The following is a 21439-nucleotide window of genomic DNA, read 5'->3' on the forward strand; positions in this document are numbered from 1 at the left end:
ATCCGGGCGCGCACGGAGGCGAAACGGTTTCCTCTCCCAAGGAAAACAATTAAAGACGGCCCGGCGCAGACGACTGCGCGCGCCATAGAGGACACGGAATGACTGCACGATCGAGCCTGACGGTGGTGCTTGCGGCCGGCGAGGGCACGCGCATGCGCTCGTCGCTGCCGAAGGTGCTGCATCCCGTGGCCGGCCGGTCGCTGCTGTCGCATGTGCTCGACGCCGCCGCTTCTGGCGAGGGATCGTCGCTTGCGGTCGTGATCGGGCCGGACCACGAGGCCGTTGCCGACGAAGCACGCCGCGTGCGGCCCGATGCGCAGACCTTCGTCCAGCGCGAGCGGCGCGGTACGGCGCATGCGGTGCTCGCCGCGCGCGAGGCGCTGGCCCGGGGCGCCGACGACCTGCTGGTCGCATTCGGCGATACGCCCCTGATTTCGGCTGAGACGTTTGCACGCATGCGCGCGCCGCTGCGGCAGGGCGCGGCGCTCGCGGTGCTCGGCTTCCATGCCGCCGACCCGACCGGCTATGGCCGGCTGGTGGTCGAGAACGGCAAACTGGTCGCGATCCGCGAGCAGGCCGACGCCAGCCCCGAGGAGCGCAAGATCACCCTGTGCAATGCCGGCGTGATGGCGTTCGACGGCGAGAGGGCGCTCACGATCATCGAGAAGATCGGCAATGCCAACGCCAAGGGCGAATATTATCTGACCGACGCCGTCGGTATCGTCAGGGAATTGGGACTGGAGGCCGTCGTGATCGAGACCAGCGAAGACGAAGTGCGCGGCATCAACACCAAGGCGCAGCTCGCCGAGGCCGAGGCCGTGATGCAGGCGCGGCTGCGCAAGCAGGCGCTCGACGCCGGCGTGACGCTGATCGCGCCCGAGACGGTCTATCTCGCCGCCGACACCACCTTCGGCAAGGACGTCACCATCGAGCCGTTCGTGGTGATCGGTCCCGGCGTGTCGATCGCCGACGGCGCCGTGATCCATTCCTTCTCCCACATCGTCGAGGCCAGCATCGGCAAGAAGGCCTCGGTCGGTCCCTATGCGCGTATCCGGCCCGGCACTTCGCTCGGCGACGGCGTGCGGATCGGCAATTTCGTCGAGACCAAGGCGGCGACGCTCGAGGCCGGTGTCAAGGTCAACCATCTCTCCTATGTCGGCGACGCTCATGTCGGCGCCAATTCCAACCTCGGCGCCGGCACCATCACCTGCAACTATGACGGCTTCCTCAAGCACAAGACGCTGATCGGCGAGGGCGCCTTCGTCGGCACCAACTCGTCGCTGGTGGCACCGGTCAAGATCGGCAAGGGCGCCTATATCGGCTCGGGCTCGGTCATCACCAAGGATGTGCCCGACGATGCGCTCGCGGTCGAACGCAGCCAGCAGACCATCCGCGAAGGCGGCGCCGCGCGCTACCGCGAGATCAAGCTGAAGGAGAAAGCCGCGAAGGGGAAATGAGCCTCTCGCGCCGCCGTCGCGATCGCGAAGCGGTTTGCGCAAACGGGCGCGAGTTTGCGATTTAATGGTCAAACAGCGTAGTGCTGTCATCACCCGCGCATGCGGGTGATCCGGTATTCCAGGGACGGCGGTGCATGAGCCGAGGGGCCGCGGCGTACTGGATCGCCCGCCTTCGCGGGCGATGACAGATGATGATGAGGATACAACTTCGCATTCTCGCGACATGAATTGTCCGAGCTTTGCATTTCGTTCCGCCCTCTCTTGGACAGAGGGCGCAGGGAAAGCCGGGTGCCGATCGCACCCATGGGCCCCGAGCATTGGTAGAAAGCTCGGGGGTAGGACCACAGGTGTAACCGGAGCAAGCCCGGCTTTCCCTGCGCGATGGGTTACGGCTTATACGTGCTCGCCCCGGCGAGACTGGGCTTGGTTGTCACCGCTGTTGCGAGACGCAATTGCGTCTTGCAACAGGACACCTGCCACTAGGGCGTCAGGCCTGCACGACTTCGCCGTCCGCCTTGCATGTGCTCGTCAGTCACACACTTGGCGTCCACCGCATCCCGACCCAGCACTCGTGACGATCGCGAAGCGCCCCTCAAGCGGGTGGGACGGGCTCTTCATACACTGAGTTGCGCTTCTTGAAAACCGAAATATTTTTGCATGAGGGTCTTGCGCCGTCGGGCAACTCAGTGCCAAGGGCAATCGTCCGGCAGCACCTCTCGTGAGTGTCGATTGCGAACGCGCATGAGCACGACAGCGATTGCCAGTCTTCGATCGCAGGTTCTGTTGCCAACGCGGGAATGTATGACTACCCTTGACCCAGCTAGCCCCGCGCGGCCTTTCAATCGGCTGGACGCTCATGCCCAAATTCCTTCGCGTCGGAGTCCATCAGTCGAACGTTTCCGGATACACGTCGAAGGCATGGTGCATTCGACGGGCTGGCTCGACGGTTTTCCTGAAGTGGGGCGCCGTGGAGGTCCATGGCGCCGGAGATGGACGAAAGGTCTACTGGACGCTTCCGCCGAGGGAAAAAACAATTCGTTGCCGCACGGTGCAGCGCGCCAGCGACTATACAAGGGCCGCCATCGCGCGCCGACGCAACCATCGCTACGAACCGCTGACTGGAAATATTGCGAACCCGCGTCGAACCGCCGATCGTGACGCAGAGCTCAAGCAAGCGCTCGCCACGATCCTGTTTGTCGATATCGTCCGATCGACCGAAAAAGCCGCGCGGCTCGGCGATGCGCGTTGGGCGCAGGTGATGAATCACTATTACGCCGCCGTCCGCAGAGAGCTGAAGGCCTTGCGCGGAAGAGAAGTCGTGACGACGGGCGACGGGCTGCTGGCGACGTTCAGTGCGCCGGCGGCCGGGATCCGTTGCGCGACCGCGATCCGCGAGGCGGTACGCACGCTGGGGCTGGAGATCAGGGCGGGGCTGCATGCGGGCGAATACAAGGTGAGCGGGGCGGAGGTCATCGGTCTCGCGATTCACATCGGCGCGCGCGTCGCCGCGAAAGCGCGAGCCGGCGAGGTCCTGGTCTCGAGCGCGGTCAAGGAGCTGATGTCGGAGTCTGGAATCCGCTTCAAGGATCGCGGCGCGCATCAGCTCAAAGGCGTGCCGGAGCGATGGCGCCTCTACCGGGTCGAACACTGAGGTGTCCCGCGAGAGCGGATACCCACCCCGAAGCGGCAGGGTTGGTTACATCCAACCTGGTTAGCCCTGATTAACCAGCGCCGCACTTCGATCGTGCCGTTTAAAACTGTCGCAATCCGCAATAATTATTGAGTATCTTGCGGCCGGCGATTCCCGTTAAGGGACCATGTCGCCGCTTCGGCAAATTTTCGGCGATTTTTGGGGACATTGAAACCGCATGTGCGGCATCGTCGGCATTCTTGGACGCGCTCCGGTCGCGGAGCAATTGGTGGATTCGCTCAAGCGGCTGGAGTATCGCGGCTATGATTCAGCCGGGGTGGCCACGCTGGAGAGCGGCGCGCTGGCGCGCCGCCGCGCCGAAGGCAAGCTGAAGAATCTGGAGGCCCGGCTCGAGGCCAAGCCGCTCGGCGGCCATACCGGCATCGGCCACACCCGTTGGGCGACCCACGGCAGGCCGACCGAGAACAACGCGCATCCGCACGCGACCGAGCGCGTCGCCGTGGTCCACAACGGCATCATCGAGAATTTCCGCGAGCTGCGCGAGGAACTCGAGGCCAAGGGCACGGCGTTCTCGACCGAGACCGACACCGAAGTGGTGGTGCATCTGGTCGACGACCTGCTCAAGGGCGGCGTCAAGCCGATCGAGGCGGTGAGGGCAGTGCTGTCGCAACTGCGCGGCGCCTTTGCACTCGGTTTCATCTTCGCCGGCGAGGACGATCTGATGATCGGCGCCCGCAACGGCCCGCCGCTCGCGGTCGGCCATGGCGACGGCGAGATGTATCTGGGGTCGGATGCGATCGCGCTCGGGCCGTTCACCGACACGGTGAGCTATCTCGAAGACGGCGACTGGGTGGTGCTGACCCGCAAGGGCGCGACCATCTTCGACAAGGACAACGCGATCGTTCAGCGCGAGGCGATCAAGCACACCACCGCGACCGCGCTGGTCGACAAGGCCAACTACCGCCACTTCATGGCGAAGGAGATCCACGAGCAGCCGGAAGTGGTCGGGCATACGCTCGCCCGCTACGTCGACATGGCAACCGAGCGCGTCACGCTGCCGGTGAAGCTGCCGTTCGACTTCAAGGACATCCAGCGCGTTTCGATCACGGCGTGCGGGACCGCGAGCTATGCCGGCTTCATCGGAAAGTACTGGCTGGAGCGGCTGGCGCGGCTGCCGGTCGAGCTCGATGTCGCCTCCGAGTTTCGCTATCGCGAGGCGCCGCTGCGCAAGGGTGATCTCGCGATCTTCATCTCGCAGTCCGGCGAGACCGCCGACACGCTGGCGGCGCTGCGCTACGCCAAGGCGCAGGGCGCGCATACGCTGTCGGTCGTCAACGTGCCGACCTCGACGATCGCGCGCGAGAGCGAGACCGTGCTGCAAACGGTCGCCGGTCCTGAGATCGGGGTCGCCTCGACCAAGGCCTTCACCTGCCAGCTCATGGTGCTGGCCTTGCTCGCCGTCGCCGCCGGCAAGGCGCGCGGCGAACTCTCCGATGCCGACGAGGCCAAGCTGGTGCACGGGCTCGTCGAGATCCCGCGCCTGATGTCGGAAGCGCTCACATCGGAGCCGCAGATCGAGAAGCTGGCGCGCGAGCTCTCGAAGTCGCGCGACGTGCTCTATCTCGGCCGCGGCACCAGCTATCCGCTGGCACTGGAAGGCGCGCTGAAGCTGAAGGAGATCTCCTACATCCATGCCGAGGGCTATGCCGCCGGCGAGCTCAAGCACGGGCCGATCGCACTGATCGACGAGCACATGCCGGTGGTGGTGATCGCGCCCTACGACAAGGTGTTCGAGAAGACCGTCTCCAACATGCAGGAGGTCGCCGCGCGCGGTGGCAAGATCATCCTGATGACCGACGCCAAGGGCGCGGCGGAGGCAACGATCCAGTCGCTGCTGACGATCGTGATGCCCGACATGGGATCAGCCTTCGCGCCGATGGTCTATGCCGTGCCGGTGCAGCTCTTGGCCTATCATACCGCTGTGGTGATGGGCACCGACGTCGACCAGCCGCGCAATCTGGCCAAGTCGGTCACGGTCGAATAGTCGCAAGCGGCGCCGTCACGAGCCTCTTCAAAAACCTGCTCGGATGGCTTAGCTGGGAGATGAATTACGGCCGCTTCGACGACCTGGAACCGCAATGACCTCCAACCAAGTGCCTCCCCTCAAGCCGGGTGATCTGCCGCCGGACGCCCCCCGGGGGCTGATGGCACGTTTTCGCAACTATTTCCTCACCGGCCTGGTCGTGGCCGGACCGGTCGCGATCACGTTGTATCTGACCTGGTGGTTCGTCACCTGGGTCGACGGCCTGGTCCGCCCATTCGTGCCGATCGCCTACCGCCCGGAGACCTATCTGCCGTTCGGCCTGCCCGGAGCGGGTCTGGTCGTCGCCGTGGTCGCGCTGACGCTGTTGGGCTTCCTGACCGCCAACCTGGTCGGCCGCTCGCTGGTCGATCTCGGCGAAAGGCTGCTCGGGCGGATTCCCGCGGTGCGCGCGATCTATCGCGGTCTGAAGCAGGTGTTCGAGACGCTGTTCTCCAGCAATGGATCGAGCTTCCGCCGCGTTGGGCTGGTGGAGTTTCCGTCGCCGGGCATGTGGTCGATCGTGCTGATCTCGCAGTCGCCGAGCGCCAACGTCTCGGCCAGCCTGCCAGGCAATGAGGAGCACATCTCGGTGTTCCTGCCGTGCTCGCCGAACCCGACCACCGGGTTCTTCTTCTACGTGCCGAAGAGCAAGATCATCGAAGTCGAGATGAGCGCCGAGGATGCCGCGACGCTGATCATGTCGGCCGGCGTGGTGCAGCCCGGCACCAACGACCAGAAGCGCGCCGCCGCGCTCGCCGGCATGGCCAATGCTGCGCGCATCGCCAACCAGGCCTCGCTGCAGCCGACGGCGCCAGCCAAGGTCGAGTAGGGGCATCCGCTCTCCCTCGTCATTGCGAGGAGCTCGCGACAAAATTGCGAAGCAATTTTGCGCTGAAGCGACGAAGCAATCCATCTATCCGCATATGCGGCGCGATGGATTGCTCCGCTGCGCTTGCAATGACGATGGGGAGGCGCGCGATGACGGCGGAATGCGTTAGCCGGCGCCGATCAGCGGCACGGCTTCGTCGCGTTCGTAGAGATAGAGCAGGCAGCGCAACGCTTCGCCGCGCTCGCCCTTCAGCTTCGGATTGTCCTTCATGATGCGCAGTGCCTCGTCGCGGGCCTGGGTGATGAGCTGGCCGTGCACGTCGGAGCGCGCGATGCGGTAGCCGGGCAGGCCGCTCTGCCTGACGCCGAGCACATCGCCTTCGCCGCGCAGCTTGAGATCCTCTTCCGCGATCCTGAAGCCATCGGTCGTCTCGCGGATCACCTTGAGCCGTGCCTTCGACATCTCGCCGAGCGGCTCCTTGTAAAGCAAGAGGCAGGTCGAGGCCTCCGAGCCGCGGCCGATGCGACCGCGCAGTTGATGCAGTTGCGCAAGCCCAAAGCGCTCGGCGTTCTCGATCACCATGATGGTCGCGGCCGGGACGTCGACACCGACCTCGACCACGGTGGTCGCCACGAGCAAGCCGATCTCGTGCGCGGCGAACTGTGCCATCACGCGATCTTTTTCGGCGCCCTTCATCTGGCCATGCACCAGGCCGACGCGATCGGCGAACCGCTTTTGCAAAGACTCGAACCGCTCCGTCGCGTTGGTGAGATGCTCGGTGCCCTCGGCCTCGGATTCATCGACCAGCGGGCAGATCCAGTAGACCAGCTTGCCGGCGGCGAGCGCGCGGCCGACGCCATCCATGACGTCCTCGATCCGGCTCATGGGCACGGCACGGGTGTCGATCGGCTGGCGCCCTGCGGGCTTTTCGCGCAGCTCAGAGACGTCCATGTCGCCGAAGTAAGTCAGCACCAGCGTGCGCGGGATCGGGGTCGCGCTTAGCACCAGCACGTCGACGGCCTCGCCCTTGGAGGTGAGCGCGAGGCGCTCGCGCACGCCGAAACGATGCTGCTCGTCGACCACGGCGAGCGCCAACGCCTTGTACACGACGTCGTCCTGGATCAGCGCATGGGTGCCGACCAGAAGATCGATCTCGCCGGCTTCAACCCGTGCCAAAAGCTCGCGTCGTTCCTTGCCTTTCTCCCGGCCGGTGAGGATCGCGACCCGCAAGCCGGCGCGCTCGGCGAGCGGCGCGATCGTCTTGATGTGCTGACGCGCCAGAATTTCAGTCGGCGCCATCAGCGCAGCCTGCTTGCCGGCCTCCGCCACGGCGGCGGCTGCGAGCAGCGCCACCACGGTCTTGCCGGAGCCGACGTCTCCCTGCACCAGGCGCAGCATGCGTACCGGCTGGCGCAGATCCTCGGTGATCGCCGCGACCGCGTCGCGCTGCGATTTGGTCAGCGCATAGGGCAGAGCATCGATGATCTTCTTGCGCAGATGCCCGTCGCCGGCATTGCGGTCGCCGGCGGGGCGGCGCAACTGCGCACGGATCAGGGCCAGCGCGAGCTGGCCCGCGAGCAGCTCGTCAAAGGCCAGCCGCGACCAGAACGGACCGTCGGGCAGGATGTCGGTCAGCTCGACCGGAACATGCACGCGGGTCAGCGCCTCCCGCAGCGGCGGAAAGTTGCAGCGGCGCAGCACTTCGGGGCTGATCCATTCCGGCAGATCCGGCAGCTTTGTCAGCGCCTGCGCGATCGCGCGGCGGAGCGAACCGAGCGCAAGGCCTTCCGTGAGCGGATACACCGGATCGATCCCGGACAGCTTTGCAAAGCTGGCCTCGTCGACCACACGGTCGGGATGCACGATCTGCGGGACGCCGTCGTACATTTGCAGCGTGCCGGACACATAACGCTTCTCGCCGACCGGCAGCAGCTTCTCGACATAGCCCGGCTGGGCTCGGAAGAAGGTCAACACGACATCGCCGGTCTCGTCGCTGGCATAGACGAGGTAGGGCGCGCGCGAATTGCGCGGTGGTGGCGGACGGTGGCGGTCGACGGTGACCTCGAGCGTCACCACGGTTCCCGGCGAAGCGTCGCGGATCTTCGGCCGTGTGCGGCGGTCGATCACGCTGGCCGGCAGGTGCAACAGCAGATCGACCAGCCGCGGCGTCTCGCTGCGGTCGAGCAGATAGCGCAACAACTTGTCCTGCTTCGGGCCGACGCCTTGCAGGGTCGTGACCGGGGCAAACAGCGGATTGAGCAGGCTGGGGCGCATCGGTGTCCTTCACACATGACCCGCGTCATGCGCGGGCGCCTGTCCTCGACCCGATCGAGGATGACCCGCGCATCCATCTTCAAAAGAGGATGGATTGCCGGGTCAAGCCCGGCAACGACGGCATCCCCAAAGGCTTCGACGGGCGCAAAGCCCGGCAATGACGGCATACCCCCAAAGCCGAGGGAAAGGGCTGACATGGCCCGTCTCCGTCGCTATATCAGCCGTCGCCCGGCACGTCCGGGCTTTTGGCGTTGGATGGATTTGGCTTATGACGGGATCGACACGGTCGAGCAGCGGGCTCGATGACCGCCGCAAGCGGCTTTTGTTTCGCTGCTGGCATCGCGGCATCAGGGAGATGGACCTGATCCTCGGCCGCTTCGCCGATGCGACGATCGGCGATCTCACCGATCAGGAACTCGGCGATCTCGAACGCCTGATCGAGGTGCCGGATCCCGACCTCTATGCCGCGCTGACCGGCGACAGAGTATTGCCGGCCGAACATGCCACCGCGCTGTTTGACCGCATCAAGTCGTTTCGTGTCGCGGACGCCAACGCATGAAACCAGCAGCCAAATCACCGGCCGCGATGCTGGCGCCGGGCCGGGTGCTGACCATCGCCAATGTCGCGGAGGGCGCCGAAGGGCTCGTCATCTCGGATCTGGCGCGCGCGATCGCGGCAAAGCCGAAACGATCCGCCGTGAGCCTTGCCGTGGTGTGCCGCGACGGCGCGCGCGTACAGCAGCTCGCCCGGGCGCTGGAGTTCTTCGCGCCCGATATCAGCGTGATGCAGATCCCGGCCTGGGACTGCCAGCCCTATGATCGCGTCTCGCCGCATGCCGGCATCCTGGCGCAGCGCCTGACCACGCTCGCCAAACTGTCGCGGCTTGCGGGAAGCGACAAGCCGCTGATCGTGCTCACCACGGTGAACGCCGCCGTGCAACGGGTGCCGGCGCGCGAGCTGGTCGCGGCGCAGGCGCTGTCGGTTGCGCCCGGCAACGTCGTGCCGATGGATTCGATCGTCGCCTGGCTCGAGCACAACGGCTACACCCGTTCGTCCACGGTGCGTGAGCCCGGCGAGTATGCCGTGCGCGGCGGCATCCTCGATCTGTATCCGGCCGGCCTCGACCAGCCGGTTCGCTTCGACTTCTTCGGCGACTCGCTGGAGTCGATCCGCACGTTCGATGCCGAGACCCAGCGCACGCTGCTCGACATGCGTGGGCTCGATCTCGTGCCGGTCTCGGAATTCCAGCTCACCACGGAAACCATCCGCCGGTTCCGCATGGGCTATGTTGCGGCGTTCGGCGCGCCGGAGCGTGACGACCAGCTCTATGAAGCCGTGTCCGAGGGCCGCCGCCATCCCGGCATGGAGCACTGGCTGCCGCTGTTCCAGGAACGGATGGACACGCTGTTCGACTATCTCGACGGTGCCGTGGTCGCGATCGAGCCGCAGGGCGAGGACGCCGCCCGCGAGCGCTTCAAGCAGATCGTCGACTATTACGAGGCGCGCCGCGAGGCGCTGGAGCATCCGGGCGGTGGCGCGATCTATAAGCCGCTGCCGCCGGACAAGCTTTATCTGACCGAAGACGAATGGACCAAGCTGCTCGGCGACGCGCCGCTGGCGCGGCTGACGCCATTCGCGGTGCCCGAAGGCGCGGGCGAGGTGTTCGATGCCGGCGCGCGGCAGGGCCGTAATTTCGCACCCGAGCGCGCCGATACCAACGTCAACGTATTCGAGGCTGTGGTCGGCCATGTCGGCGCGCTGCAATCGCAGCGCAAGAAAGTGGTTGTCGCGCTGTGGAGCGAAGGCTCGCGCGACCGCATGGGCGCGATGCTGCGCGACCACAAGCTGTTGAACCTCACCAACGTCAATACCTGGCGGATCGTGCAGGCGACGCCGCGCAACGAGACCATGCTGGCTGTGCTCGGCATGGAATCCGGTTTTGAAACCGACGAATTCGCGGTCATCAGCGAACAGGACATCCTGGGCGACCGCCTGGTGCGGCCGCGCAAGGCGAGCCGCAAGCTCGACAATTTTATCTCGGAGGTGACGAGCCTCTCGACCGGCGATCTCGTCGTGCATGTCGAGCACGGCATCGGCCGCTTCGTCGGCCTGCAGACGCTGGAAGTCTCCGGCGCGCCGCATGACTGCCTCGAGCTGCATTATGCCGCCGACACCAAGCTGTTCCTGCCGGTCGAAAACATCGAGCTGCTGTCGCGCTACGGCTCGGACAGCGCCAATGTCGAGCTCGACCGGCTCGGCGGCGGCGGCTGGCAGGCCCGCAAGGCCAAGCTGAAGAACCGCATCCGCGAGATCGCCGGCGAACTGATCAAGATCGCGGCCGAGCGCCAGCTCCACGAGGCGCCGAAGTTCCCGCTGCAGCCGCACGTCTATGACGAGTTCTGCGCGCGCTTCCCCTATGAGGAGACCGAGGACCAGCTCGGCGCGATCACATCGACGCTGAAGGACCTCGAAATCGGTCGCCCGATGGATCGCTTGATCTGCGGCGACGTCGGCTTCGGCAAGACCGAGGTGGCATTGCGCGCGGCCTTTGCGGTCGCGCTGGAGGGGCGGCAGGTCGCCGTCGTGGTGCCGACCACGCTGCTGGCGCGGCAGCACTCAAGAACCTTCATGGAGCGGTTCCGCGGCTTCCCGGTGAACGTCGCGCAGGCCTCGCGGCTGGTGTCGACCAAGGAATTGAACCAGGTCAAGAAGGGGATCGCCGACGGCAGCGTCGACATCGTGGTCGGCACTCATGCGCTGCTCGGCAAGACCATCAAGTTCAAGGACCTCGGCCTCTTGATCGTCGACGAGGAGCAGCATTTCGGCGTCAGCCACAAGGAACGGCTGAAGCAGCTCCGCGCCCAGGTGCACGTGCTGACGCTGTCGGCAACCCCGATCCCGCGCACGCTGCAACTGGCGCTGACCGGCGTCCGCGAGCTCTCGATCATCGCATCGCCCCCGGTCGATCGCCTGGCGGTGCGGACTTTCGTCGCGCCGCATGATCCGTTGATGATCCGCGAGGCGCTGCTCCGCGAACGCTATCGCGGCGGGCAGGCGTTCTACGTGGTGCCGCGCATCGAGGACCTCGCCAGCGTCAAGGATTTCCTCGACAAGAACGTGCCGGAGATGAAGGTCGCTGTCGCCCACGGCCAGATGCCGCCGACCGTGATCGAGGACATCATGTCTGCGTTCTACGACGGCAAATATGACATCCTGCTCTCGACCACGATCGTGGAATCCGGTCTCGACATCCCGAACGCCAACACGCTGATCGTGCACCGTGCCGACATGTTCGGCCTGGCGCAGCTCTACCAGCTCCGCGGTCGGGTCGGCCGCTCCAAGCTGCGCGCCTATGCGCTGTTCACGCTGCCGGCACAGCAGAAGATCACGGCACAGGCGGAGCGGCGGCTCAAGGTGTTGCAGTCGCTCGAGACGCTGGGGGCCGGCTTCCAGCTCGCCTCCCATGACCTCGACATCCGCGGCGCCGGCAATCTGCTCGGCGAGGAGCAGTCGGGCCACATCAAGGAAGTCGGCTTCGAGCTGTACCAGTCGATGCTGGAGGAGGCGATCGTCAACCTCAAGGCCGGTGTCGCCGAGCCCGCCGCGGACCGCTGGTCGCCGCAGATCACGATCGGCATGCCGGTCTTGATCCCCGAGGACTACGTCAACGACCTCAGCGTGCGGCTGTCGCTGTACCGGCGGCTCGCCGATCTCGAGACCGACGAGGAGATCGACAATTTCGCCGCCGAGATGCGCGATCGCTTCGGAGTGCTGCCGGACGAGGTGCGCTATCTGTTCAAGGTCGCTGCGATCAAGGCGTATTGCCGCAGAGCCAATGTCGAGAAGGTCGACGCCGGGCCGAAGGGCGCCGTGATCAGCTTCCGCGACAACGCCTTCGCCCAGCCCGAGCGGCTGGTCGCGTTCATCCGCCAGCACGGCCAGGCCGCGAAGGTGCGGCCCGACATGAAGGTCGTGTTCTTCCAGGATTGGGAGACGCCGGAGGAGCGGCTCGCCGGCACCACCGATATCCTGCGCCAGCTCGCCAACCTCGCCGAGAGCAAGAAAGCGGCGTGAGGCATCATCTCCAAGCTGTCCCGTCATTGCGAGGAGCGAAGCGACGAAGCAATCCATGCAGCCGTTGGCGTTGTTCTATGGATTGCTTCGCTTCGATCGTAATGACGGCCGCACTGTTCCCGCGCTACGATGCCGCGCGCTCCGGCGTCTGGTTGAGACGCGCGAGCAGTGATGTCGCACTGTCGCCTGGCAGCAGCGCGGCCACGTTGATGATCGGTTCGGCGCGCGTGTCGCGGCGCCCGTGATGAGTATGCCGCATCACGCTCGCGAGGCGTCGCGTGATCGCATGGGCGTTGCGCAGGTCGGTCCCGGTGAACACCACGATGATCGACTTGTCGTCCTGCACCGCGCCAAAATCGGCCTGGCGCATCAGCTTGCTGATAATCCGTGCGCCGTCGAATTGCGCGCGGGGATGGGCGTTGTCGAAGTCGAACCGCGCCACCGACAGCGTGCCGCCACGCTCGGCGGTTTGGTAGATCGTGGTGGCGAAGTCGCGGTCGAACGCCGCCTTGGTGAGCAGGCCCGTGCGGGCATCGATCAGGCCCTTGGCGTCGATCGCGCGCAGCATCCGGCCAAGCCGCGCCTCGAAGGCATGCTGCCGGATCAGCGGCAGGGCGATATCGGCGATGCGTAGCGGCCCGGCGGCGATGATCTCGAGATTGGGCAGATCGTAGCGCGGCGACAACTCGTTCGAGACGACGATCACGGGCAGGGGGCGGAAGCGAACGTCCTCGGTCAGCACCGTCAGGAATGCATCCATCACGCGTGGCGTAAATCCTTCGGCCAGCACGATGCCATCTATATCGCGGCTCGAGAGATGCTTGGCCGCGGCTTCGATGCTCAGTGCACCGACCACGCCGGCGCGTTCGCCGAGCGCGACCGACAGCGCCGGGTAGGCGCCGCCACGCCCGATCAGCAACGTGGTGGCTTCGCCGACGGGATCGATATCCGACATTGCGATCGGCGTCGGCGGCACCAGGCGCCGCATCACGGTCGCATGCAAAGCGCGCACGCGCAGGCAGGCATTGAGCCGCGCGATCAGCCGGTCGGGCAGGCCGCGCCTCTGGAAGAACGCGATCGCTGTTTCGGGCAGGGCGGTCGCGGGATCAACCGCGATCAGCGGCAGGTAGGGGGCGCGGGCGGCGGCGCGCTTGGCGAGTGTTGCCAAGGTCGGGTAATCGACGCCCTCCGTTGCAGCGATGATGGCCGCCGGCTTCACCTGTTCGATGGCGCGCGCGGCCTCGCTCCAGTCCGTGGCCACGACCGGGAACAGTTTCGTCTCGTCGAGAACGGCGGCGAATGACGGCTTCGCCGTCGCCGACACGATAAGGACCGGACCTTGTTGGGACATGGAAGAAAGCTCGGGACCTGTGCGCGGATGCGCAATGGCCCGAATGCTAAATCGGCACGCTTAATGTGGTGTCAACACAACCGTGAGAATGCGATCTATGCGGCGGGCGTGCGGTCGCGAAATGCCTCGACCATCAACGGGTTAAGCCCGAGCTCGGTCAATGCGTCGCGAGCCCGCGCATTGTCCTGCGCCCGTCCGGCGAGCTTATGGCCGCTGAGCCGGTCCGGCAGTGCCGTCAGGAGCCCGCCCTGGCCGAGGCGGCGCGACCATTCCTGGAGGTCCTGCGCCCGAAACCGGTAGCCGCCAACCGTCATGATACCAGACGGCGGCGCGGTGATGTTGATAGCACCGGTCGCGCGATCGGCCCGCGCGGCATATTCGGTGTCGACGAAATCGCGCGATGGCGGGGCGATCATGAGCTCACCGGGGGGCGGCGGCGGCGCGTAGGCAGCGGCCGGCACCATCGGGCCGCGGAGCCCCAGCGTCCCCTTCGGTGTCAGCAAGATCTCGCCGGCGATCGATGCGCCCGGCGCTTCCCGGGGGGCGCCTTGCGGGCCCAGCTTGATCGGGGCGGGTGATCCATCCTCGGCGCTACGGCGGGCACCGAACAGCCCGGCCTCGCCGAACAAATAGACATCGGTCAACGTCGAGCGCTGCGAGGTCCAGCATGCGCTGGAGGCGACCTGCTCCGGCGCACGCCACAAGCCGATGACGTTGCGCAGGGTGGGGAAGCGCTCCGACAGCCCACGCTCGTCGAGCCGCAGTGCGAGCTGCGCGGGGGCGATCAGCGTGTCGCAGGCATGGTCATTGAACTGCGTCTCGAGCACCTCCTCGTCGAAGGGGTGATGCAGCACCAGCGTTCCACCCGACAGCAGCCAGGCCACCAGCGATGCGCAGAGGCCCGCAAACGACATCGGCGCGAAAGCCGACATGATGGTGGCGCCCTGCGTCAGGTCGCTCTCCAGCGACATCGCGAGCCCGCCCGCGATCAGGCTGAAATGCGCGCGTGGCACGGGACGCAAGCCTTCACTGGTGACGTCGAAAGAAATCAGCGCGGCCTTGCGGCCATCTTGAATGATCGGACGCGAGGTCTGGGAGTCCTGCAGGATCGCCTGATCGAGCGAGGCCATGCCTTCGGGCAGATCGTCGCCGAAACCGCAGACATGACGGATCGAGAATGCCTCCGCTGCGGCGTTCATGGCGAGGTCGGCATGGGAGACGCCATCGATCCTGCTCGAGGTGACGATCGCCCGCGCCGCCGTACGGTTGAGTGCCGCCGTCAGCTCGGCGTGCCGCCACAACAGCGGCAGCGGCACCACGACCAGTCCGACGCGATGAGCCGCCAAGACCGTCAGCGCAAACTCGACCGTGCAAGGGAGCTGGACCGCGATCACCGAATTGGCCGGTAATCCGCTCTCGACGAAGTGGGCCGCGATTGCCGAGATCGCGCGATCGGCCTGCGCATAGCTGAGACGTTTGCGGGTCTGGCCGGTGATGCGTTGCTTGTTGAGGGGGTCGACGAGCGCCAGCGCGTCGGGCTGCCGTGCCAGGATCCGCTTGAACAGGGTATCGAGCGTTGGCGAGGTGATCGGCTGGTTCACGGGTTCAACGTCGGTTGCAACACTTGCTTCGCATCAAGACTCGGATCACTCCAGATCGTCAGTTGGATTGCGAACCGGCCTTCTGCCACCAGGTCTCCGGCAGGTAGCCAGACAAGGCCGTGGTCGAAGGTCGTTCTATCCGATTCCAGCGCGCGATCCATTGTTCTCCGACGTCAAAGAGGGGGATAGCGTAGAAGCCTGACATCAGCACCCGGTCCAATGCCCGCACCGCCGAGACAAAGGCCGGCCGGTCCCGCGCCGCCAGCAGCGCCGCGATCATGGCGTCGATAGCCGGATCTTTGGCGCCCATGTAGTTCCGCGTTCCCGGGACGTCGGCTGCCTGGCTCCCCCAGTAGAACGCCTGCTCATTGCCGGGTGACAGCGACTGGTCCCAGCGATTCGGGATCATATCGAAGTCGTAGGCGAGCCTGCGCTGCTCGAACTGCACCGCGTCGACCACACGCACCGAGACGTTGATGCCTGCGCGCCTCAGGTCGCGCTGATAGGCGAGCGCAATGCGCTCGTGCTCGCGCGTCGTCACCATGATCTCGAAGCTGAGCGGCGTTCCCGTTGCGCGCTGCTTCAGCACCGTGCCGTCGATCGCGTAACCTGCCTCGGACAGCAGCGCGAGCGCGTTGCGCAGCACCGTGCGGTCGCGTCCTGACCCGTCGGTGACCGGGAGATGGTACCGGCCGTCGAGGATATCCGAAGGGATGTGCGCGAGGTATGGCTTCAGCAAAGCGCGCTCGCGATCGTCGGCAGGGCGGCTGTAAGCCGACAATTCCGACCCGGCAAAGTAGCCGCCCGAGCGCGAATACAGTCCGAAATAATAGTTGCGGTTGATCCACTCGAAGTCGAACAACATCGCCAGCGCCCGACGCACCCTGACATCGGCGAACGTCGGCCGCCGGCTGTTGAACACGAAGAACTCGGAGGGGTGCGGAATGCCGATCTTGTTGGTGTCGCGGATCACCTCGCCATCGCGAACAGCGGGGAAGTCGTATCCCTCGTGCCAGCGCAACGGCTCGTTCTCGACCCTGAGGTCGTAGAGACCGCGTTTGAAGGCCTCGAACAGGCCGTTGGCCTCACGATAGAAGTCGAGCCTGATCTCGTCGAAGTTCCAAAGGCCGCGGTTGATCGGCAAGTCGCGCCCCCAGTAGTCGGGATTGCGAGTGAAGGTCACGCTGGCTCCGGGGCTGACGGCCGTGACCCGGTACGGTCCGGAGCCGATCGGCGCGGCCAATGTGGTGTCCTCGAACTTCGCGACGTCGATGGCATGCCGCGGCAGGATCGGCATCAGACCGAGGATCAGCGGCAATTCGCGATCGGCGACGCCGCCGAAATCGAACCGCACCGTGAGCGGGTCGAGCGCCTCGGCTTTTGCGACTTTCGAATAGTACTGGTGATGCAGTGGTCGGCCGTGATCACGCAGCAGCGCCAGCGAGAACAGCACATCATCGGCCTGCACCGGCCGGCCATCCGAAAAGCGCGCACGCGGATCAATGTGGAAGGTGACGTAGCTCCTGTCATCGTCGGTCTCGACGCTGCGGGCGAGCAGACCATACAGCGTGAAAGGCTCGTCATTGCCTCGCGCCATCAGGCTTTCGTAGACATAGCCGCGCTCATACGCATAGCCCCTGATTTGTTGCACCGGAACGCCCCGGACGATCAGCGGGTTGAGGCTGTCGAAGGTGCCGATCAGGCCCTGCACCATCCGGCCGCCCTTGGGGGCGTCTGGATTGGCATAGGGCAGATGGGAAAAGTCGGGCGGCAGCGCCGGAGCGCCATGCATGGCGATCGCATAGCTTTCGGCGCCCCCCGCAGGAGCCGCTCCCGTTGCCAGGATGGCCAACACAAGGAACAGGCTGGCGAGCGCGCGGCGCCCGAACCGCCCTGGAACAGGCGGGTGAAGTGTCGGATTTGATTCGCAAAACGTCACGGCGAGAGCTTTATCACAGGCTGCTGCGACTCGCCGTGACGGCGGCGCAAATCCGTTTGTCGGCATTGATCTTTCCGCGCGCCGCTGTATTGAAGGCGTGCAATCGAGCCGGGCAGCAACACCTGTCACGTATCCGCCTCAATTGACTAGGAGACAGCCGCCCAAACGGCTAACTGTCGGCGCCTGCAGCGGTTTCGGGCGCTGCCGTTCAGAAAGGGTTTTCCGCAATGAATTTCCGTATCTTGGCCGCCTCGGTTCGGCCGCAGGGGCGAATTGTCGCCCTGATGGCGGCAACGGCATTGTCTGCAACGCTCCTGGTTCCTGCCGCTCAGGCCCAGCAGCCGGCGCTGGCACCGAAGGCTGCGCCCAAGGCGGCACCGAAGGCGGCCCCGAAGGGCGCGCCGGCACCAGCGGCCCCGCAGCAGGCCGCTCCGCCGGCCGCGCAGCCGCCGCAGGATCAACAGATTCAGCTCATCTACGCCCCCTGGACCAAGTTCTGCCTGAAGGGCCAGGAGGCCAACGCCAAGCAGGTCTGCTTCACCGGCAAGGACGGCCGGATCGAGTCCGGTCAGCCCGTCATCGCGGCCGTGGTCATCGAGCCGGAAGGCGAGCCGAAGAAGATCCTGCGCGTGACATTGCCGCTCGGCATGCAGCTCGTTCACGGCACCCGCATCATCATCGACAACAATCCGCCGCAGCAGGCGCCTTACGTGATCTGCTTCCAGAACGGCTGTATGTCGGACTATGAAGCGACGCCGGAGATGATCAACAACCTGAAGAAGGGCCAGAACCTGGTGGTTCAGGCGATCAACTCCAACGGCGCGCCGCTGACGCTGCCGCTGCCGCTGAACGGCGAGTTCGCCAAGGCCTATGACGGTCCGCCGACCGATCCGAAGCAGTTCGAGGAAAACCAGAAGAAGCTGCAGGAAGAGCTGCAGAAGCGCGCCGAAGAGCAGCGCAAGAAGCTCGAGGGCGCGGGCGCTGCCGCTCAGCCCGGAGCGCCGGCGGCGGCTACCCCGCCGTCCAAGTAAGCTCGCCAAAACCATCGCACGACAAAAGGCGCCGGGACGGGCGCCTTTTTTCGCTGGCATAGGCCGCCGTTCGCTTCATTCAAGGTGCGGCGTCATGCGATCGCGTCTGGCTGATAGCGGTTTGCCGCGCTGGTCGCGCTGCACATCGTGTGCGATGTTTTGCGGTGGGTACGTTCCGATCGCGTGAGAATCGTGCGTTGCCCGGCCCGGGACGACCCCGGCATCGACGCAAAATCACAGAACAAACCTGGGAGGCCAGACGAAAGCGCAGCACGCGCCTTCGATCCGCAGGCACGCGTGTGTTCTGTGACCTCTGGCTCTCGTTTGCGGAAAAGTGACGGCTCGGTGCGGCTGGAACGCTCGGATCGCAAGACCGTCCGCAATGTAGTCATGGAATCCAGTTGATGTCTCAACGAGCAAGCCAGCAGCGGCTAGAACCGCTCAATCGTCCGTTGGGGCACCCGCCAGATCGCCGCACGTCGCTCGAGGGCAATGCCGGCGTCAGGCAGGACAACACCGCGTTCCATCCGGGCGTCGTGCATTTCGCGCTGGCGATGGGTGGCTTCGCGATCGGCATCACCGAATTCGCGACCATGAGCCTGCTGCCGTTCTTCGCGCGCGACCTGCACATCACGGCGCCGGAAGCCGGCCACGCGATCAGCGCCTACGCGCTTGGCGTCGTTGTCGGTGCGCCTGTGATCGCAGTGCTGTCGGCGCGGGGCGCGCGGCGGACCACGCTGATCGCGCTGATGGCCTTCTTCGCACTGATGAACGGCCTCTCGGGTCTCGCACCTGACTATCATACCATGCTGGTGCTGCGCTTCCTCGCGGGATTGCCCCACGGCGCCTATTTCGGCATTGCCATGCTGGTTGCTGCCTCGCTCGTGCCGATGGACAAGCGGACCGGCGCGGTGGGCCGCGTGCTCCTCGGCCTCACCATCGCGACGACAATCGGCGTCCCGCTGGCCAATGGGGTGGGGCAGGCGATCGGCTGGCGCTGGGCCTTCGCGATCGTCGCCGGTCTCGGCTTGCTCACCGCCGTCCTGGTTTTGATCTTCGCCCCGCGCGACGCCGTCAATACGGGAGCGAGCCCGTTGCGCGAACTCTCCGCGCTCGGACGCAAGCATGTCTGGCTGACGCTGGCGATCGGCGCCATCGGCTTCGGCGGGCTGTTCTCGGTCTACACTTATCTCGCCTCGACCATGCTGGCGGTGACGCATGTGTCGCCGGCGCTGGTGCCGGTCGCGCTATGCGTGTTCGGGGTCGGGCTGACGGCGGGCAACATCATCGTGCCGCGCTTCGCCGACCGCGCACTGATGGCGACCGCCGGCGGGCTGTTGCTGTGGTCGGCGGCGACGCTGGCGCTATATCCGCTGGCGGCGGCGAATTTCTGGACGCTGATTATCGACGTGCTGCTGATCGGGCTCGGCGGCGCGCTCGCCACTGTCTTGCAGACCCGGCTGATGGACGTGGCGGGCGAGGCCCAGAGCCTCGCGGCCGCGCTCAACCATTCCGCCTTCAACATCGCCAACGCATTGGGGCCCTGGCTCGGCGGAATGGCCGTCGCCGCAGGTTACGGCTGGACATCCACCGGTCTCGTCGGTGCTGGATTGGCGCTATCTGGCTTTGTCGTCTGGGCGATCGCCGCGGCGCTGGCGGCGCGCGAAGGGATCTGAGCCGCCGCCATCATGACACCGATGGCGTCATGAGATCTGCACGAAAGGGGAGGTCGCTAGTTCAGTGACGGATTGCGCGGACGATAGCCGCCCGACTTGTCCTTGATGAAGATCTCGGCCACCTGCGAATGCCGGATCGGCTCGCCGGAGTCGTCGGGCAAGAGGTTCTGCTCGGAAACATAGGCCACGTACTCGGTCTCCGAATTCTCGGCGAGCAGGTGGTAGAACGGCTGGTCCTTGTGGGGACGGACGTCCTCGGGGATCGACAGCCACCATTCCTCGGTGTTGTTGAACTCCGGGTCGATGTCGAAGATCACGCCCCGGAAGGAGAACACCCGGTGACGGACGATCTGCCCGATCTGAAACTTGGCGGTGCGCGCTTTGATCATGGCTCGTCGATAGACCATCATTGTGGCTGATGCTAGGGGCAAGGGAGTGATTTAGCCCTTGGTTGACCGATTCTCGTCCGGGGCTGACCGACCCGGAATACCGCCGAGAATCCACTTTCAGAATGATCGATATCCTCAATCTGGCGCTGCCGTATTTCGGCCTGATCTTCATCGGCTATGCGTGCGGCAAAGCCAAGGGGCTGCCTGAGAGTGGGCTCGCCTGGATGAATTTCTTCCTACTCTACGTCTCCCTGCCGGCCTTGCTGTTCGGGATCATGTCGAGGACCCCGTTTTCGGAGCTGAACAACCCGCCGTTTCTGATCGCGACCACGCTTGGAACCGTGATTGCCTTCTTCCTGGCGATGGTCGCCGGTAAGGCGATCGGCGGGCTCTCGCTGCGCGAAGCAACGCTCGCCGGCCTGTCGGGCGCCTACGGCAATATCGGCTATATGGGTCCGGGACTGGCGCTGGCCGTGCTCGGCGCCAAGGCGGCGGCGCCGACCGCGCTGATCTTCTGCTGCGACAGCATCTTCCTGTTCTCGATCGTGCCGCTGCTGATCGAGCTCACCGATCGCGATCATCCTTCGCTGCTGCATGCGCTCGGCGTGGTGATGCGCCAGATCCTGCAGAACCCGCTGATCATGTCGGCGGTGCTCGGCGCCTTGGTCGGCGCGCTTCATGTTCCGCTCCCGGTTGCGCTCGACCGGACCATCCAGTTTCTGCAGAACGCCGCCGCGCCGACGGCGCTGTTCGTGCTCGGCGTGACGGTCGCGCTGCGGCCGTTCAAACGGGTGCCGTGGGAGGTGCCCGGCGTGATCGCGATCAAACTGTTGATCCACCCGCTCGTGGCGTTTGGCCTGATGCTGCTGTTCGGTCCGTTCGCGCAGCCGTGGGCCGCCACCGCCGTGCTGATGGCCTCGCTGCCTCCGGCGTTGAACGTGTTCGTGATCGCCCGGCAGAACGACACCTGGATCGAGCCGGCCTCAGTTGCCGTGCTGATCGGGACCTTCGCCTCGGTGATCACGCTGACCAGCGTGATGTGGTTCATCCAGACCGGACGGCTGGCCTTCCCTTGATCGCCGCG

At 65.6% G+C, this 21439-nt stretch carries 14 protein-coding genes; 9 read left to right on the top strand and 5 right to left on the bottom strand.

Annotated elements, in window-relative coordinates; translation table 11 throughout:
• Window positions 1–98 precede the first annotated feature (98 nt).
• From glmU to P6U25_RS18100, 4 genes are all read left to right on the top strand, one after another.
• Window positions 99–1457, top strand: a complete 1359-nt coding sequence (gene glmU, locus P6U25_RS18085; RefSeq protein WP_407146114.1) for a bifunctional UDP-N-acetylglucosamine diphosphorylase/glucosamine-1-phosphate N-acetyltransferase GlmU — start codon at window positions 99–101, stop codon at window positions 1455–1457.
• Between the two features lie 856 nt (window positions 1458–2313).
• Window positions 2314–3108 (top strand): adenylate/guanylate cyclase domain-containing protein, encoded by a 795-nt coding sequence (locus P6U25_RS18090; RefSeq protein WP_407146115.1) that lies wholly within the window; start codon window positions 2314–2316, stop codon window positions 3106–3108.
• 217 nt (window positions 3109–3325) lie between these two features.
• Window positions 3326–5152 (top strand): glutamine--fructose-6-phosphate transaminase (isomerizing), encoded by a 1827-nt coding sequence (gene glmS, locus P6U25_RS18095; RefSeq protein WP_407146116.1) that lies wholly within the window; start codon window positions 3326–3328, stop codon window positions 5150–5152.
• A 94-nt stretch (window positions 5153–5246) separates the two neighbouring features.
• Window positions 5247–6020: a DUF502 domain-containing protein gene (locus P6U25_RS18100; protein ID WP_407146117.1), complete on the top strand. Its 774-nt coding sequence runs from the start codon at window positions 5247–5249 to the stop codon at window positions 6018–6020.
• 165 nt (window positions 6021–6185) lie between these two features.
• Here the strand turns inward: P6U25_RS18100 and recG are convergent, their stop codons facing one another.
• A complete protein-coding gene (gene recG / locus P6U25_RS18105; RefSeq protein WP_407146118.1) occupies window positions 6186–8294 on the bottom strand; it encodes an ATP-dependent DNA helicase RecG in 2109 nt (702 codons plus the stop codon).
• A gap of 268 nt (window positions 8295–8562) precedes the next feature.
• Here recG and P6U25_RS18110 point away from each other — a divergent pair, with 268 nt between their 5' ends.
• On the top strand, window positions 8563–8853 hold the full coding sequence (locus P6U25_RS18110) for a succinate dehydrogenase assembly factor 2 (RefSeq protein WP_407146119.1): 291 nt from the start codon (window positions 8563–8565) through the stop codon (window positions 8851–8853).
• A complete protein-coding gene (gene mfd, locus P6U25_RS18115; RefSeq protein ID WP_407146120.1) occupies window positions 8850–12368 on the top strand; it encodes a transcription-repair coupling factor in 3519 nt (1172 codons plus the stop codon). The genes P6U25_RS18110 and mfd overlap by 4 nt, the downstream gene beginning before the upstream one ends.
• A gap of 124 nt (window positions 12369–12492) precedes the next feature.
• On the opposite strand, the gene P6U25_RS18120 is transcribed toward mfd, so the two are convergent.
• The 3 genes from P6U25_RS18120 to P6U25_RS18130 all read right to left on the bottom strand — a co-directional run bounded on the left by P6U25_RS18120 (window position 12493) and on the right by P6U25_RS18130 (window position 17112).
• On the bottom strand, window positions 12493–13719 hold the full coding sequence (locus P6U25_RS18120; protein ID WP_407146121.1) for a GGDEF domain-containing protein: 1227 nt from the start codon (window positions 13717–13719) through the stop codon (window positions 12493–12495).
• 95 nt (window positions 13720–13814) lie between these two features.
• Window positions 13815–15320 carry an AMP-binding protein gene (locus P6U25_RS18125; RefSeq protein WP_407146122.1) on the bottom strand — a complete coding sequence of 502 codons (1506 nt, stop codon included), beginning with the start codon at window positions 15318–15320 and terminating at the stop codon, window positions 13815–13817.
• 58 nt (window positions 15321–15378) lie between these two features.
• Window positions 15379–17112, bottom strand: coding sequence for an extracellular solute-binding protein (locus P6U25_RS18130; protein WP_407146123.1), 1734 nt, complete (start codon window positions 17110–17112; stop codon window positions 15379–15381).
• A gap of 374 nt (window positions 17113–17486) precedes the next feature.
• Between P6U25_RS18130 and P6U25_RS18135 the strand changes: the two genes are divergently transcribed.
• Both P6U25_RS18135 and P6U25_RS18140 read left to right on the top strand, forming a co-directional pair.
• On the top strand, window positions 17487–18290 hold the full coding sequence (locus P6U25_RS18135) for an invasion associated locus B family protein (RefSeq protein WP_407146124.1): 804 nt from the start codon (window positions 17487–17489) through the stop codon (window positions 18288–18290).
• A 404-nt stretch (window positions 18291–18694) separates the two neighbouring features.
• On the top strand, window positions 18695–19966 hold the full coding sequence (locus P6U25_RS18140; protein ID WP_407146125.1) for an MFS transporter: 1272 nt from the start codon (window positions 18695–18697) through the stop codon (window positions 19964–19966).
• Between the two features lie 56 nt (window positions 19967–20022).
• On the opposite strand, the gene hspQ is transcribed toward P6U25_RS18140, so the two are convergent.
• Entirely contained in the window at window positions 20023–20355 is a 333-nt protein-coding gene (gene hspQ / locus P6U25_RS18145) for a heat shock protein HspQ (RefSeq protein ID WP_280971526.1), read from the bottom strand.
• 122 nt (window positions 20356–20477) lie between these two features.
• Between hspQ and P6U25_RS18150 the strand changes: the two genes are divergently transcribed.
• The gene (locus P6U25_RS18150) at window positions 20478–21431 is read left to right on the top strand and encodes an AEC family transporter (protein ID WP_407146126.1); all 954 of its coding nucleotides are present in this window, start codon (window positions 20478–20480) and stop codon (window positions 21429–21431) included.
• The last annotated feature ends 8 nt before the right edge of the window (window positions 21432–21439 follow it).

Origin of the sequence: Bradyrhizobium sp. ORS 86 (genome assembly GCF_045571475.1) — a bacterium.
GTDB lineage: Bacteria > Pseudomonadota > Alphaproteobacteria > Rhizobiales > Xanthobacteraceae > Bradyrhizobium.

Coding starts and splice junctions, on each gene's coding strand:
- P6U25_RS18135 (WP_407146124.1), top strand. CDS start 17,487: ATGAATTTCCGTATCTTGGCCGCCTCGGTTCGGCCGCAGGGGCGAATT.
- mfd (WP_407146120.1), top strand. CDS start 8,850: ATGAAACCAGCAGCCAAATCACCGGCCGCGATGCTGGCGCCGGGCCGG.
- P6U25_RS18130 (WP_407146123.1), bottom strand. CDS start 17,112: ATGCATGGCGCTCCGGCGCTGCCGCCCGACTTTTCCCATCTGCCCTAT.
- P6U25_RS18120 (WP_407146121.1), bottom strand. CDS start 13,719: ATGTCCCAACAAGGTCCGGTCCTTATCGTGTCGGCGACGGCGAAGCCG.
- P6U25_RS18090 (WP_407146115.1), top strand. CDS start 2,314: ATGCCCAAATTCCTTCGCGTCGGAGTCCATCAGTCGAACGTTTCCGGA.
- recG (WP_407146118.1), bottom strand. CDS start 8,294: ATGCGCCCCAGCCTGCTCAATCCGCTGTTTGCCCCGGTCACGACCCTG.
- hspQ (WP_280971526.1), bottom strand. CDS start 20,355: ATGATCAAAGCGCGCACCGCCAAGTTTCAGATCGGGCAGATCGTCCGT.
- P6U25_RS18100 (WP_407146117.1), top strand. CDS start 5,247: ATGACCTCCAACCAAGTGCCTCCCCTCAAGCCGGGTGATCTGCCGCCG.
- glmU (WP_407146114.1), top strand. CDS start 99: ATGACTGCACGATCGAGCCTGACGGTGGTGCTTGCGGCCGGCGAGGGC.
- P6U25_RS18140 (WP_407146125.1), top strand. CDS start 18,695: ATGTCTCAACGAGCAAGCCAGCAGCGGCTAGAACCGCTCAATCGTCCG.
- P6U25_RS18110 (WP_407146119.1), top strand. CDS start 8,563: ATGACGGGATCGACACGGTCGAGCAGCGGGCTCGATGACCGCCGCAAG.
- glmS (WP_407146116.1), top strand. CDS start 3,326: ATGTGCGGCATCGTCGGCATTCTTGGACGCGCTCCGGTCGCGGAGCAA.
- P6U25_RS18150 (WP_407146126.1), top strand. CDS start 20,478: ATGATCGATATCCTCAATCTGGCGCTGCCGTATTTCGGCCTGATCTTC.